Source organism: Sulfobacillus sp. TH-112 (genome assembly GCF_057473405.1).
The window spans coordinates 1-13,804 of sequence record NZ_JBYCKN010000194.1; the positions used below are offsets into that span (position 1 = coordinate 1).

At 52.1% G+C, this 13,804-nt stretch carries 13 protein-coding genes; 10 read left to right on the forward strand and 3 right to left on the reverse strand.

What is annotated here, in order from left to right:
- Positions 1 to 157 precede the first annotated feature (157 nt).
- Positions 158 to 559 (forward strand): hypothetical protein, encoded by a 402-nt coding sequence (locus ACOJWD_RS14370; protein ID WP_486993934.1) that lies wholly within the window; start codon positions 158 to 160, stop codon positions 557 to 559.
- Positions 560 to 808: 249 nt separating this feature from the next.
- Here the strand turns inward: ACOJWD_RS14370 and ACOJWD_RS14375 are convergent, their stop codons facing one another.
- On the reverse strand, positions 809 to 1,390 hold the full coding sequence (locus ACOJWD_RS14375; RefSeq protein ID WP_486993935.1) for a hypothetical protein: 582 nt from the start codon (positions 1,388 to 1,390) through the stop codon (positions 809 to 811).
- Positions 1,391 to 1,681: 291 nt separating this feature from the next.
- Here ACOJWD_RS14375 and ACOJWD_RS14380 point away from each other — a divergent pair, with 291 nt between their 5' ends.
- The 6 genes from ACOJWD_RS14380 to ACOJWD_RS14405 all read left to right on the forward strand — a co-directional run bounded on the left by ACOJWD_RS14380 (position 1,682) and on the right by ACOJWD_RS14405 (position 5,438).
- Positions 1,682 to 1,963 (forward strand): hypothetical protein, encoded by a 282-nt coding sequence (locus ACOJWD_RS14380; RefSeq protein WP_486993936.1) that lies wholly within the window; start codon positions 1,682 to 1,684, stop codon positions 1,961 to 1,963.
- Positions 1,964 to 2,275: 312 nt separating this feature from the next.
- Positions 2,276 to 2,641, forward strand: a complete 366-nt coding sequence (locus ACOJWD_RS14385) for a hypothetical protein (protein WP_486993937.1) — start codon at positions 2,276 to 2,278, stop codon at positions 2,639 to 2,641.
- A 123-nt stretch (positions 2,642 to 2,764) separates the two neighbouring features.
- Positions 2,765 to 3,418, forward strand: coding sequence for a hypothetical protein (locus ACOJWD_RS14390; protein WP_486993938.1), 654 nt, complete (start codon positions 2,765 to 2,767; stop codon positions 3,416 to 3,418).
- 24 nt (positions 3,419 to 3,442) lie between these two features.
- Complete coding sequence (locus ACOJWD_RS14395; protein WP_486993939.1) at positions 3,443 to 3,583, forward strand: hypothetical protein; 141 nt, start codon at positions 3,443 to 3,445, stop codon at positions 3,581 to 3,583.
- Between the two features lie 163 nt (positions 3,584 to 3,746).
- Positions 3,747 to 4,169: a DUF6176 family protein gene (locus ACOJWD_RS14400; RefSeq protein ID WP_486993940.1), complete on the forward strand. Its 423-nt coding sequence runs from the start codon at positions 3,747 to 3,749 to the stop codon at positions 4,167 to 4,169.
- Positions 4,170 to 4,946: 777 nt separating this feature from the next.
- Positions 4,947 to 5,438 carry a GNAT family N-acetyltransferase gene (locus tag ACOJWD_RS14405; RefSeq protein WP_486993941.1) on the forward strand — a complete coding sequence of 164 codons (492 nt, stop codon included), beginning with the start codon at positions 4,947 to 4,949 and terminating at the stop codon, positions 5,436 to 5,438.
- A gap of 1,474 nt (positions 5,439 to 6,912) precedes the next feature.
- Here the strand turns inward: ACOJWD_RS14405 and cydB are convergent.
- A complete protein-coding gene (gene cydB, locus ACOJWD_RS14410) occupies positions 6,913 to 7,926 on the reverse strand; it encodes a cytochrome d ubiquinol oxidase subunit II (RefSeq protein ID WP_486993942.1) in 1,014 nt (337 codons plus the stop codon).
- Between the two features lie 12 nt (positions 7,927 to 7,938).
- Positions 7,939 to 9,327 (reverse strand): cytochrome ubiquinol oxidase subunit I, encoded by a 1,389-nt coding sequence (locus ACOJWD_RS14415; protein ID WP_486993946.1) that lies wholly within the window; start codon positions 9,325 to 9,327, stop codon positions 7,939 to 7,941.
- A 399-nt stretch (positions 9,328 to 9,726) separates the two neighbouring features.
- Here ACOJWD_RS14415 and cydD point away from each other — a divergent pair, with 399 nt between their 5' ends.
- From cydD to ACOJWD_RS14430, 3 genes are all read left to right on the forward strand, one after another.
- Positions 9,727 to 11,469, forward strand: coding sequence for a thiol reductant ABC exporter subunit CydD (gene cydD, locus ACOJWD_RS14420; RefSeq protein WP_486993943.1), 1,743 nt, complete (start codon positions 9,727 to 9,729; stop codon positions 11,467 to 11,469).
- On the forward strand, positions 11,447 to 13,177 hold the full coding sequence (gene cydC / locus ACOJWD_RS14425; protein ID WP_486993944.1) for a thiol reductant ABC exporter subunit CydC: 1,731 nt from the start codon (positions 11,447 to 11,449) through the stop codon (positions 13,175 to 13,177). The genes cydD and cydC overlap by 23 nt, the downstream gene beginning before the upstream one ends.
- Positions 13,178 to 13,429: 252 nt before the next feature.
- Complete coding sequence (locus ACOJWD_RS14430; RefSeq protein WP_486993945.1) at positions 13,430 to 13,789, forward strand: PadR family transcriptional regulator; 360 nt, start codon at positions 13,430 to 13,432, stop codon at positions 13,787 to 13,789.
- The last annotated feature ends 15 nt before the right edge of the window (positions 13,790 to 13,804 follow it).

Consider the following 13,804-nt stretch of genomic DNA (forward strand, 5'->3'; position numbering starts at 1 on the left):
AATTTGGCTCAGGCCCATCAGATTTCGCCTTACGGCGAACACCCTGCCATTGTCGCCTATCGCACTTGAACGAGTTAACTTGCACGAGTCAGACTTTAACTGACAAGAACTGCGACCTGCCGGTCGCACGAACGATGCGCGCCGGACGGCGCGTGAGTTGCTGGAAGCGTATAAAACCCAATGGGTCGTGGAACGCGACCATGCGCTCGTCAAAGGCCCGCTCGCCATTGCGCCGCTCTTTTTGAAGGACACCGGGAAGATTACGGCTTATGTCTACGTGGTCTACATGGCCCTTCTGCTTTGGCAATGCATGCAAGCCGTGATGCGCCAGAATCAAGCCCGATTGGGGATCAGCCTTCCCTATCCCAATAAGCGGCTGCAGCCCGCTCCGACCACCAAACGACTGAAAGAAATCCTCACGCCGATTCAAATCCTCCATTGGCACGACACGCACGGCGAGATGCATCGCAGTCGGAGCGCACTCTCTCTCACGCAGCGCCAAGCGTTATTACTCTTAGGCATGGACAGCCGTCGATTTGCGCAGGTGCCCTCCGGCTAGCCATTCCCGAACTAGGGGTGCGAAACGTGGGTTGATTTAGGCGAAACTTTAATGAGCAGTCTGGGGGGAACCGGAACTATTGACAATGCTCTCTGGAGATTTTCTTGATACCTAGGTAATGGCGCTAGTCGTTCCGTGCTTGTGGGCAATTTAGCCATGATCGATTACGCTGTCGTACTCCTGCACCATAGCCCGTCGGGCTATGGTGCCGTCTATTTCTACCACACTTTAACGCACGCCCTGGCATCATTACGAAATGCCTTGCCATGTGAAGTCAATACGTTGAATAATATAGGCGCCTTGGGTTACAGACGGATCCACCAAGGTAATGCTATAAAAGCCCCACGCAGGTACCTCCATACGAACCGACACTGCACGCTGACCTGCCTCCTTCTTATTTTCAACAATAGAGAGGCCGGTCGGCGTAGTTAAACGGTATTGACTGCCGACCCAGGCCGGAATGGACGTGCTCTTGTTCCACGGAATCAGGTTTGAGCAGTAATAGGCAACCACCCAAATTGGGTCGTCTAGATAGGGTTGCGCGCCTTCGGTACGCTCTTTAAGAAACTGCGAAGGGAGGAAGGTGACCGTCCCTCTCACATACACAGGAACACGCGATAAGGGGGCATTCATCAGAGGCATGGAAACATCATAAAGGGTTATCTCTCTATGGTGAGGGACCCCGGGCGATGGCTTCTTCACCTCACGACGAGAATCGGCAGGCCGATAAACATGGGTCCGTCTGAGTTGATCCACGGTGGCGGATGAATTAAGCGCCGTCGTCCCTAAGGCAACGAGAATGATCGCTGAAACCAACCAAATGCGTGGCAAAACATCGACCTCCTTTTCTAGGTAACGCCTATAGAACGCGAGAGGTTACCAAGGGCGTTCTACTGGTCGGAGGTCTTTTCTAGGAAATGACAGTACGATAATGATCGGACTCTGGATGATAAAATACCCTTCCCGAATGGTTGCGAGACCGTGTTCGGCTCCGCCCGCTCCCTGCGGGCGGTTTTTGTCTGCTGAATGTGCATGAGATTGGGATGTGACTGGAGTATTGTCTGATTCGTCGTCACCTTCCCCTCACCGCGATTGAGACCTGGCCCCCCAAGGAGTAATTTCATGCCTTCGTTGCCAGTAGTTCCATTTTGTTTCACCTCGAAAGCCGGTGAGCGCTTGGAGTGGCGCTCGCAGGTGTCGGTGGACCAGGCGGGAGTGTTTCACTGCACCTTCCCCGGAGTATTGGTCGAGGTCGCTCAGGTTGAACTGCGGGCCTTCCGAAAATCGCCGTTCGATCCCCTGACGATTGATCGGCCCCGCACACAATGGCAGGTGCAGGGGCCCAATTTGGAGGAGTGCAAAGCATTCTTGCGTCAGGCGGCGCAAACCTATCTTTCGAAATGAGGTTGGACTCCATGACTCGTAATCGTTTTCTGATCGCGGCCTGCGCCGCGTTGCTGTTGTCGGGATGTGGGACCACCGTGGTGGCTTTTCCACCCCCTAATGAAACGTGACAGGCTCGGGTCTTTACTGAGATCGAGGCAGTATGGATAGTCTGGCCCGGGATCGCTTGGTCATTGGATACATAGCAGCGTTTCCGATGATCCATCCTTCCGCGATCTTTTCTGGGTAACCTATCAGCGGGCGTTATCGTTTTTCTTAAAGAAGTGGATGACGGGGACTGTGTGTTATGACGAATGGGGTAGGAGGCCGTCAATGAGGAGAATACGGATGGCTGTGGCTTTGATGGCCATAGGGATTTTTATTCTGGCGGATTGTGGGAGCACTCCACAACCAGATTCTTCGCTGTCTCCGGACGCACGGTCTTCGATGGCCACCCGAACATTGTCTCCTGTATCGATCGCGGGGCATGCCACGAGTGTCTTACAAATCGGGGACCATCCTTGGGTAGCCATGCAAGCCGGGGAGAATCTGTCGGTGAAGTTAATAGCTCTTGCGCCGCAGCGGCGGACGAGTGTGGCTATTCCCAGGAATGACCTCCGCGGTTCAGGAACTGGTTCTCTGCGCCGCTTAGGATCGACGATGACGGTGGTGGGCTGTGGTGCTAATCTTTGGCTATAGCATCGATGAGCCTGGCTGCGGCGAGTCCTGCCATCGACATTGGTGACTGGGGCTTCCCTTACTGCCACTGAGCATCGGTGGTGGCTTCTGGCATACGGTGTATGGGCCTCAGGGAATGAAGCGGTGACGCTGTGGAGTAGTACCAACAGCGGGTCGTCAAGGAATCGCTGGGACGCGAGCACCGATCACCAGCAACCGCATCAGGTGCCGTATTATGGTGATAAAACGGGTTTAGCTGTCGATGCGCAGGGGGGCCTATGGTTAACAGGAAGCATTAATGGACTCGGTATGGGATGGCTTTATCATTCACAAGATAGTAACCTTCGCTGGACAGCCATCAAACTCTCGATTCCGACAAATTGGGCGGACAATGAAGTGTCCTATCCGCCGGTGTTCTCGAATTCGTCTCATGGTTATCTTCCCGTCACAGTAAACGGAAACGGTAATGGTATTGCGATTTACTCGGCTGAAACATCCGCGGCGTGGAAGTTGGCGGGAACGGTCGATGCTCCCGTTGACGTTCGGTGGGACATGAGTGTTTCATCGCCAAAAACCTTATGGACTGCCGTTGGCCATCGGTTGTGGGTCAGTCACGATGGCGGAACCCGTTGGAATGATGCATGGAACACGCCACGACGATGGGACTTCGTGAGTGTGAGCTTTTCCGGTCCTCGTGATGGCGTTCTTCTGGCCTTGCAGCCATTGGGCACTGCATATGCGCTCTGGATTACGCGCGATGGAGGGTTCCATATACTGATAAGCATAAAGGGGCGCTAAAGTTGGAATGCGCGGCACGATATCATGCAGGCCTGGGTGAATAAGGCCAGTACTGTACATTCCGGTGCGCGCATCCTCGGTATTCACGGAGCAGACCACAATTATTGGTATAAGCGGGCTCTCGGTGCGACAAACGACATCGAATTGGTCTATGCGTTGCAATAGCGGGAGACCATCCAACGTGGGAGAGCCGGATGCCTCAAGGAACTCTCGGGACCGCAGTATCGCCAACTCTCCCGGAAGGCCAGGGACTTATTGCAATATTTTTTGATATAGTTTCCATCTGGGCATTGTCGCTGTTCGCCGTCAAAACACAAGGGTTCGCATTATGGAATCAGGCAACCCAGGTTGGGAGCGTCGCGAATTGAACGGGGGAATGGAAATGGCTGGTGTGGTGTTGGACAGATTTACGGTCAAGCTCGGGAAAGAGGCCCGTGCCCTCGAATGGATGCGCGTGCTCAATGAACGCATCGAGGAATGTCGGGCAACTCTTGACGATGAAAAGATGTACTTTGAGGCGGTGTTCTCTGACGAATGGGACGGTCGCCTGTACCTCTATTGGATCGAATTCAAGTCCCCCGGTGGAGAGTCCGTCCGAGAATCCGAGCGTGACGTTGACCAGATTCATCTGGCGTTTTGGGATGAATGTATCGAAGTAGGAAGTCGCCGGGTCATAGCCACCGAGCTTGTCTTGATACCGCGCTTTTTCGCGGAGGCAATAGCCGCCCAAGCTCTGAACGCTTTTCGATAGTGTGCTTTTGGCGGGGAACGCATTAGGCATCGGCGACTTCTAGGCCAGCTCGTATGCTTTGTTGATAACATCGATGGCGAGAGCCTGTTCTGCAGAATAACTCAGTAAAATGCGGAGAATGCCTTGAGGTGCAGGAGGTTTTGAATGAATCGGACTACGGTTGGTGAGGTCGCACTTGTCGTCTGCGGGGCGTTGGGAGCCTATTTCACCCATGCCTATCGGTAGCGGCGACCCCAATTCGAAACGATAATTTTAGTGCTTCGATGCAGAGACAGATTCGCACCGATCTACGAGAGTACAAAGTGGCGGGAAGCCCGCAGAATCATGACGTCTATCGCGTCGCCGACGGCACTGGGGCGGTCCACCCCGAGACATGGCGCTCTTTTCCGTAGGGTCGTCCGATCCATTGGCATGAATACGTGATTGAAATAGGTCACATCTACTACGGCGACAACTTATCGGGTGTTCAGAAGTACTTCTTTACAACGATTCCAACTATATTGTCGTGGTGGTTACTCCGACGGGGTGTTTTCCGGCAGAATTGATGACCCATTTGAAATCCGTCGGAAATCCAGTCGTCCGACCCTAGAATTTGTCTGTCGACAGCGACTGAGGTCGTCGGGGGCGAGTGTGAGGTAAAGGCTCTTCGCTGGAAGCGAGCCAAATGTGTGCTGTGGCCTACTTGCTCAGTGGTTAGAATCGCCATGGCTGTAATGGTTGTGTAGGGCACGTTCCAGATACGTCGAGGAAAGAATGAATCGAATGAGGTGAAAGCCAATGAGTGTGTCGACGTCTAAAACGTTACCGGTGAGACTGAGACACTTGCATCTTCCGGAAGATATCGAGACAGCGGTTCCCTGGTATGCAGACCCGGAGGTGTTGTACTTCTCCGAGGGTCCGGGTGTGCCGGCGTTTGACCGGGCCCGCATCGAGAAGATGTACCGATGGCTTTCCGAACGGGGCGATGTCTTCGTCATTGAGGTCTTAGACGAGACGTGGTGGCCCGTGGGCGATGCGGCGTTGTGCGAGACGTTGATGCCCATCGTCATTGGGGATGCCCAATATCGGAATCGTGGCATAGGCCGCCAGGTATTAACGCTGCTCATCGATGTCGCTCGGAGTCGTGGGTGGAAAAAACTGGTGGCCCCCAAGATCTTTGCCTATAACGAACGGTCGATGAAACTCTTTGAGAACGCCGGCTTTGTGCGAACAGGTACGGGCGTCGACGACATGCAACAAGCGTACGTCCGGTACGAAAAGACACTGTAGGTTCCGTAATCCGTATGTCGAAACCCTGCCTACTTACTGCAACGCAAACCGCCGAGGGGCAGTAACGGGGCATCCTCAGTGTGGTCGGGAAGGGCCGAAAGAGGCGCCACATCGCCTTACCGGAGCCCGTGTCTGCACCCAACAGCCACGAGTTACCGTGGGCTTTACGAAAAGGAGGGGCATTATCGCTCCTTAACCAATTAGAAACGTTATCGCTTTTCTCCTAGCAGTTTCGACGTCGAAACTCAGCCTCAGAAATCTCCATAATAACGGACACTCATAGCGTCCTAGAGCGGATCTTCTTACAAAAACGGGTTGGTCCATTTAGCCCGAGTTAGTTTGTTTCGACGTCGAAACTCTATCGACTCTCAGGTCCAAAAGTTTGATTTTCTTAGGTTCCGGCACGTGATGGGACCTCACAGAGGAGCCGTTTTCGGCTCGTCCCGAAATCCGACACCGATGAGCGGCCAGAGACATTCTACGTTGCTACGAAACCGTGGCTGCAGGCAAACCACCCTGCGCCAGTCAGACTTTTACAGCAGGAATTGACGCCACGACTCATGTTAATTGCGCATCCGGTTCTAAAGGGGTTCGCGTCCCAAGAGACACTCGCTATGACGGCCAAGACTCACGGCCGCGCGTTCTACCTACTCAATTCCATGCCGTGTGCGGCGCCATACGGTAGAAGCGGCCATCGACTTATCTCTGACGTACACACTGCAGCGATATTAGCCAAATTTATGACAAGGTTAGTGGGCGCCAATACGAAGCCCTGCAACAATATGACACACACTACGACGAGCAACCACCGCGACAGCGTTCTTCGTGACGCAAGGGAGTTGAATCCATTGCACTCCGATGACCGTGCCGATAGCCCCGACAGATGGGTCATACCTTTGTCATTGAATTAGGAGATACGGCGGGACCATAGTCACAAGACGGCAGCGGCCGAGATCTCGTTGTGTTACCAGTCTTGCGGTCAAGATTTCAAATGAGGTCCCCTTTTCATCGTCTCTTACAGAGTCCGATAAGCAGGATTATGTTAACGTATTGAAGTTTCTTATTCTTCCGATGGTCACGGTAAACTTGCTCTGAGGTCCCCTAGCAGTCATTACACGGGAACTAAAGTTTGTCCGACATCTATTAACTTGTAGATAAACCTCGACAAGCGTGCTTTTCGGGACAGTCATGGACAGTAGACACGTTCGACACCCATGTCGGCTCCTGCATAATGACTGCGGGTCGATAAGAATCATTAAGAGCCCTCGGTAAACAAGGATGAGGGGGTCATGCGGCATCGACACCCCTCCTGGATTCGATACTACTTCTCGATCATTTTTTTATACGTTGGCCGCCAAGAGAATCATGCCCCTTCCCTCTTCGCCGCTAAATTCATGATGTCTCACCCACCAGCTCGCGCACACGGTTTAGGTGATGTGTGGTACTTCGGAGCACGGCATTAGGCAGGTCAGACTCAATAGTGGAAGGAGTCCTCCATGCTTACGCGCTTTCGAAAGACCCAATAGGTCCATGCCTGGTACGCAAGAACAAAGGGTAACAAGAAGATGGCTGTGAAACTCATCACTTTCAAGCTGTAGCTATTGGCCGCCGCGTTATAAATCGTGACACTCCAATGCGGATTGATACTCGAAAGCATCAAGTTGGGAAAGAGCACTAGAAAGACGCTGGCCGCTGATAGCGCGATGGTCAGTGCGGTCGCGGCAAACGCCCATCCATAGTGTTTACCAGGTAAGAGAAACCGTACGGCGATCATGGCGATGCCAGCCAAAATGGGTATTGGCCCCGGATTCACCCCCAACTTGTGGGCGAAGTCACTATAGAAGTAGCTAAGTACAACAAACCCAAAATAGAAGATGGTAGCCCACATTCCCACGCGGTACGCTAGACGCTGGGCGCGATCGGCGAGTTCCTGCGGAGCCTTTAACCCTAAATATAGCGCGCCGTGCAATGTAAATAAGAGCAAGGTGGCGATGGCGCCGACGATCGCGTACGGATTAAGTAAGGTGCCAATGTTACCCACGTAGTTCAGATTGGCGTCGACTGGCACCCCATGTAGTAGGTTGCCTAACACCAGCCCCCAAACGATTGGGGGCAACACACTGCCTACAAAGATTAAGGTGTCCCATAATTTACGATATTGGCGTCGCGCATCCTTACTGCGAAACTCAATGCTTACTCCGCGTAACAATAGAGAGACTACCAAGGTGAATAACACTAAATAGAAACCGCTAAAAAGAGTGGCATACCACACCGGAAAGGCTGCAAACATGGCGCCTGCAGCGGTAATCAGCCATACTTCATTGGCATCCCATACGGGTCCAATGGTTCCTAAAACCGCCCTGCGTTCCCCGTCGGTCTTAGCCACAAATGGCAAGAGCACGCCCACACCATAGTCAAACCCTTCGAGGATGAAATAGCCGATAAACAGTACCGCGACCAGAACAAACCATACAATCGGCAAGGTCATTGCTGTCACCTCCTAGGTTAATTTGTGAACCAGCCCGACTGGCTCATCATCTACGGTCGGCTCTTCAGCTTCGGGCCCCAGGCGAATGTATTTGACAAGCAGCGAGACCTCTACGATTCCCATCACGGTATAGAGAAGGCCAAAGCCGATAAGCGTGATCCACACTTCCGTTGCAGAGACCGACGGCGAGATCCCGTCTACGGTTTTTTGGAGTCCAAACACAATCCATGGCTGTCGCCCCACTTCGGTCATGACCCAGCCCATAATGTTTCCAAGGCTTGGTAATCCGACCGCCCATACCATCATGCGCAGATAGCGCTTATGATCCAACAGCCGTCCCTTGTGCATCAGCCAAACACCCCAAATGGACATCACGGCCATCAAAAACCCGATCAGAATCATGAAGCGGAAGCTCCAGAATGTCACCAGTACCGGAGGTACATAAAACCCGGGGCCATAGCGAGCGACATATAGTCGTTGCAGTTCGGTAATCCCGGTGACGCTCCCAGATAACCTGTTATACGCCAGAATGGACAACAAATCAGGGATTTTTATCGCGAACCAACTATGGCCCGTAACGGGATTAAAGATCGAGAACGCTGTCCATGGGGCATGTAATGGGCTTGTTTTCCAAAGCGCTTCTGCGGCCGCCATTTTCATTGGTTGCGCCACAATAAGATGTGACGCTTGTTCGCTACCAATCACGATGACCAGAACACTCGCGATAGCCGCGACAATGAGTCCAATCTTAAAGGGTTGTTCAAACCACTCGACATAGTTTTTGCGCGCTAAAAAGTACGCACTCACGCTGAGTAAAAAAAATGTTCCGGTGGCCAACGCCGCAATCTCCGTGTGCGGGAACTCCCGCATGAGTTGCGGATTGGTAATGATCGCCCAAAAGTTAGTCATTTCGGCTTTACCGTGCACAATCTTGTATCCGACTGGTTCCTGCATCCAGGCGTTGGCGGTGAGAATCCAGAAAGCTGAGAGACTGGTACCGATCGCGACGAGCCACATAGATAAGGTGTGTATTCGTGGAGACAACCGGTCCCATCCAAAAATCCACACCCCGAGGAACGTGGATTCAAGAAAGAAAGCCGCCAGTGCCTCTACCGCTAATGGTGCCCCGAAGACATCTCCTACGAATCGTGAATAATTGGACCAGTTCATTCCAAACTGAAATTCTTGGAAGACACCGGTCACTACTCCCACGGCGAAATTAATGAGAAATAGACGGCTGAAAAACATAATCGTTTGTCGCCCTGACTTTGTGGGATTTTTCCAATATCGAGTCTCTAGAATCGCTAGCATGAATGCCATGCCAATGGTAATAGGGACAAAAAGAAAATGGTAAATGGTGACGCCACCAAACTGTAAACGGGCTAGTGCGACATTATTCATGGTCAACACTTCCCTCCTTCCTCGACAATATCCTCATGTGGTACTTCACTGCGTGTCAGATTATGCCGCGCTCGTCTCTGCTCTTAAGGTGTCAGTTCGTGTGTCTGCTCGACTCATAATGACGAGACCGACCAAATTCGGCCAATGAGTACCGGGGCGGGTATTAAAAACACTCACATCACTTGAGGCACGATGTTGAAAGGGAACCGACGGACCCATAATACCCATGAAGATACATTACCCTTTCCCGGAAAGCAAACTCAGGGACCAAACGGCCCAACATTGGGGGACCAATGGTCCTGTTTTACGGGCCCGATGGTCGCTATGTGGCTGCATTATTGGTTTTCTACACCCCTTGGTGGTATGTTGTTAGAAAGTCGACTAAAGAAGGAGAGGCCAATGTATCGTTTGTGGAGAAAATTTGCGAGCATGCGAAGATTGACCTATATTGTCGCCTTGACCGGATTGGCGATGGGTGTTCTCATCATCGCTCAAGCCCAAACCCTTGCCGTCATTGTAGACCGCGTCTATCGACATCACGGCACTATGACGACAGTGAGTTCCCTATTAACCGTACTGCTAGCCGTAATTTTCTTACGGGCACTAGTATCCGGACTCAGTGAAACGCTGTCATTAAATCTTGCAACACGGACCCAAGTGACACTGCGCGAGCAGATGGTAAAGCATTTATTTGCCGCAGGTCCCCTAGCTCTCGCGTCGCACGATACAGGGGCGCTGATTTCAACAGCCGTGCAGGGTATCGATGATTTAGAGGTGTTTTTAGCGCGATACTTGCCTCAAGTGATGACGACGGCCATTGTGCCTGCATTGATTTTTGTTCGTGTTATTTCGCGAGACTGGTTGTCCGGAGTCATTCTGCTGGTTACCTTGCCACTGATTCCCTTTTTTATGATTCTTATCGGTAAATATACAGAAGGTAAAACGACCCGGCAGTGGGGCGCTCTATCGCAACTGAACGGGCATTTTCTGGACATTTTGGCAGGTTTGGAAACGCTAAAGATGTTTGGGAGAAGCAAGAGTCAGGCGGAAGGGATTTCGTTGGCTAGCGAATCCTTTCGTCGTCGCACGATGTCTACACTGCGGGTGGCATTTTTGTCCGGTCTGGTGCTAGAACTGCTCGCGTCGTTAAGCATGGCGGTGGTAGCCGTGGCTATTGGGCTGCGTTTGATTTCCGGCGCCATTACCTTCGAATCGGCATTTATGGTGTTAGTATTGGTACCCGACTTCTACAGCCCGTGGAGGTCCTTAGGCGCAAAATTTCACGACAGTTTGCGAGGTCTCAGCGCTCTCGAACAACTGGATAGCATCGTAGAGGCACCCACCTGGGCTTGCGGTAGCGGCTCTCGGATGCTGGACTCCGTTGGCCCATGGGGAATTCACACGCACAACCTAAGTTTCACCTACCCTAGTCGCATCGAACCGACCTTGCAAGGCATTTCTGTTGATGTGGCCGCGGGTCAACACTTGGCCATTGTTGGGCCGAGTGGTTCGGGAAAATCTACTTTGGTAACGTTGCTTCTCGGTTTGGGTCCGTATGAGGGCTCGTTGCGAATTGATGACGTAGAATTGACGCACATAGACATGGCGTGGTGGCGCGATCGCGTAACATGGATTAATCAACATCCCTATCTTTTTTATGGAACACTTGAAGATAATCTCCGTATAGCGAAACCTAATGCAGACGAGAAGGATTTTTTAGTAGCGCTAGAAAAGGCCGATGCGGACGACCTATTAGCCAATTTGCCGCAAGGACTAAAGTCGCACTTGGGTCAAGAAGGACGACGTCTGAGTGCTGGAGAACGACAACGCATTGCGCTGGCCCGCGCATTCTTGCGAAACACCCCGATGGTGGTGTTTGATGAGCCCACGCAAAACCTAGACCCCGTTAGTGAGGAAGCATTAGAAAGCGCCATCAACCGATTAACGGTGGGTCGTACTGCGATAAGTATTGCGCACCGGCTTACGACCATTATGAGAGCCGACCATATACTCGTTTTGAATCGTGGTCAAGTAGAGCAAATGGGCAGCGTACATGAACTAGCCAACCAGCCGGGAGCCTTTCGCGATGCTCTAAACCAATTTGAAGGAGGGGTAGGCCGTGAAGTTGTGGCCGCTCGTTAAGTCTCACCAACGCATGGTCTGGCTTACGTTACTTTTTGGATGGGCGACGTTAGCGATGGGTATTGGATTACAATCGACCTCCAGCTATCTCATCGCACGGGCGGCGACTCGGCCATCCACCATTCTCTTGCTTTGGGTGCCAATTGTGGCGGTCAGATTTTTTGGCACCGGCCGTGGCGTTACCCGGTATCTTGACCGTCTTAGTGCCCACGACGTAACGCTAACCTGGCTACGGGATTTAAGAGTGGCGGTATATCGCGCCATTGAACCCCTACGCAACGGTGAGCGCGGGATGGCTCATACTGGTGACTGGATGCTTCGCATGGGCGCGGACGTCGACACGCTACAAAATTTGTTTATCACACTGTGGGAGCCGATCCTGGTCGGAATCGCTTCCCTAGGGGTGGTCGTGTTTGTGGGGCAACTGTTAAGCATCAAATTGGCATTGGTTATTGTGGCCATGCTGGTTTTTTCGGGGGTGATCTTATCTTGGCTAGCCGATGTGTCGGCTCGCCGGACCAGTGCTCATTTAATCCATCTTCGCTCTCGCTTAAGTACACAAATTCTGGATAGTTGGCATGGGATTGTCGACATTGTGGCGATGAATCAGGTCGGGGAAGTGCTACGACAAGTGGCCTCTTTAGACGAAAGTTGGATTTCCACCAAAGTGCGGCTCCATCGTCTCAATGGACTGTTTCAAGGCCTCAGCCTTCTTGTGACAGGGATGGGCCTTTGGCTAGTGTTGATTCAGGCCATTCAACTGGTGGATCACCATCGACTACATCCTATACTGCTTCCCGTCGCTGCTTTGTTGACCTTGGCGGGGTTTGAAATTATCAATCCTCTTCCTGCGGCTTTCTTGCAACGAGGGCAAATTATGGCAGCTAAACAACGGCTGGATGTGCTGGTTCACACCGACGCCGTGAGATCTCCGCTGTCCCTTAGCATTGACCTGGCTCCCCACCCCACCCTTTCTTTGGACCATGTTTCCCTATGGTATGAGTCTAGCGACTCTCAAGCTCTGAAAGACGTCTCCATCACATTAGAACCCGGTGTACACGTAGCGTTGGTGGGTCCGAATGGGTCAGGCAAGTCATCAATGCTCGACGTCCTGGCTGGGCTTTATCCCGTACAACAAGGGGTGGCCCGTGCCGACAACAAGAGCTACTTAGGGATTGATGACGATGTCCTGCGACAGAGAATTGGAATGGTCAATCAGACGCCCCATATTTTTGAGACTACACTGGAAGAAAATCTCAGGCTCGCAGTCACTGATGCATCTTCACACAAATTGCACCAGGTTATTGCCATGGTGGGATTGGAGCCATTGATTGCCTCGCTGCCGAATGGACTGAGTACCGTATTAGATAGCCGCGGAGTGACCCTGTCAGGCGGCGAAATCAAGCGCATTGCCCTCGCTCGGGTGATTCTTAAGGACGCCCCCATCCTATTGCTTGACGAACCAACCGAGGGTCTGGACCCAATAAGCGAGCGCGAGGTATTGAGGCACATCCTACGTTGGGCACAGGGACGCACGCTCCTATGGGCCACACACCACTTAAGTAATCTTGATCTGGTGGCGAACCTTGTTGTCATGGATAAAGGTCGGTTGGTAGACCAAGGTACAGTCCGCAATCTGACAGAGCGCAGCCCCTGGGTGCAACAGATGCTCCGTCATCAGATTGTGGTACTGCCAAGCCGCAATTAGAGACAATCGGCGGAGAATACGCTGATGTTCGTAATGCTAAAGCTGAGGATCCCGCCTTTCCTTTATACCATGGCCAGTGCCTCCTCGGAGGATTGAGCAATCCATGGGCTGGATGAGTGCCCGCTCTACCAAGTCTCGCATTTTACGGACGTGGTGTGACATCATAAACTGGAGTACATCAACCTCTTGACACTTAGCGGATCAGTGCGACACCATCACAGAGAGAGCATGATACCAGGAAAGGAGACTCACGTGGCAGGAACACGGGCCTATCAAACCGGTAAGCACCTTGAAGCCTTTATTTTGTTGCTGATTGCGAAAGAACCAGTTCACGGAGGGCTGATTATCAGCCGCCTAAAAGATCTGTTGCCAGAAGCATGGACCATTGATGACGGCCACGTATATCGGATGTTAAGAAATCTGGAAGCCGACCATGTACTGGAAAGTAGTTGGGTGACTGAAGATACTGGCGCACCCGTACGAATATATAAACTTGGATCCCAAGGCGAAGCCAGACTCAAGGAGTGGAAAGAGGATATCACGTTACGGGTAGCATCACTGCAAAATTTCTTAAATTTATGGGAGGCACTCTTTTCACAGAATGAGGGTTAATAAGTGTAATTTCCA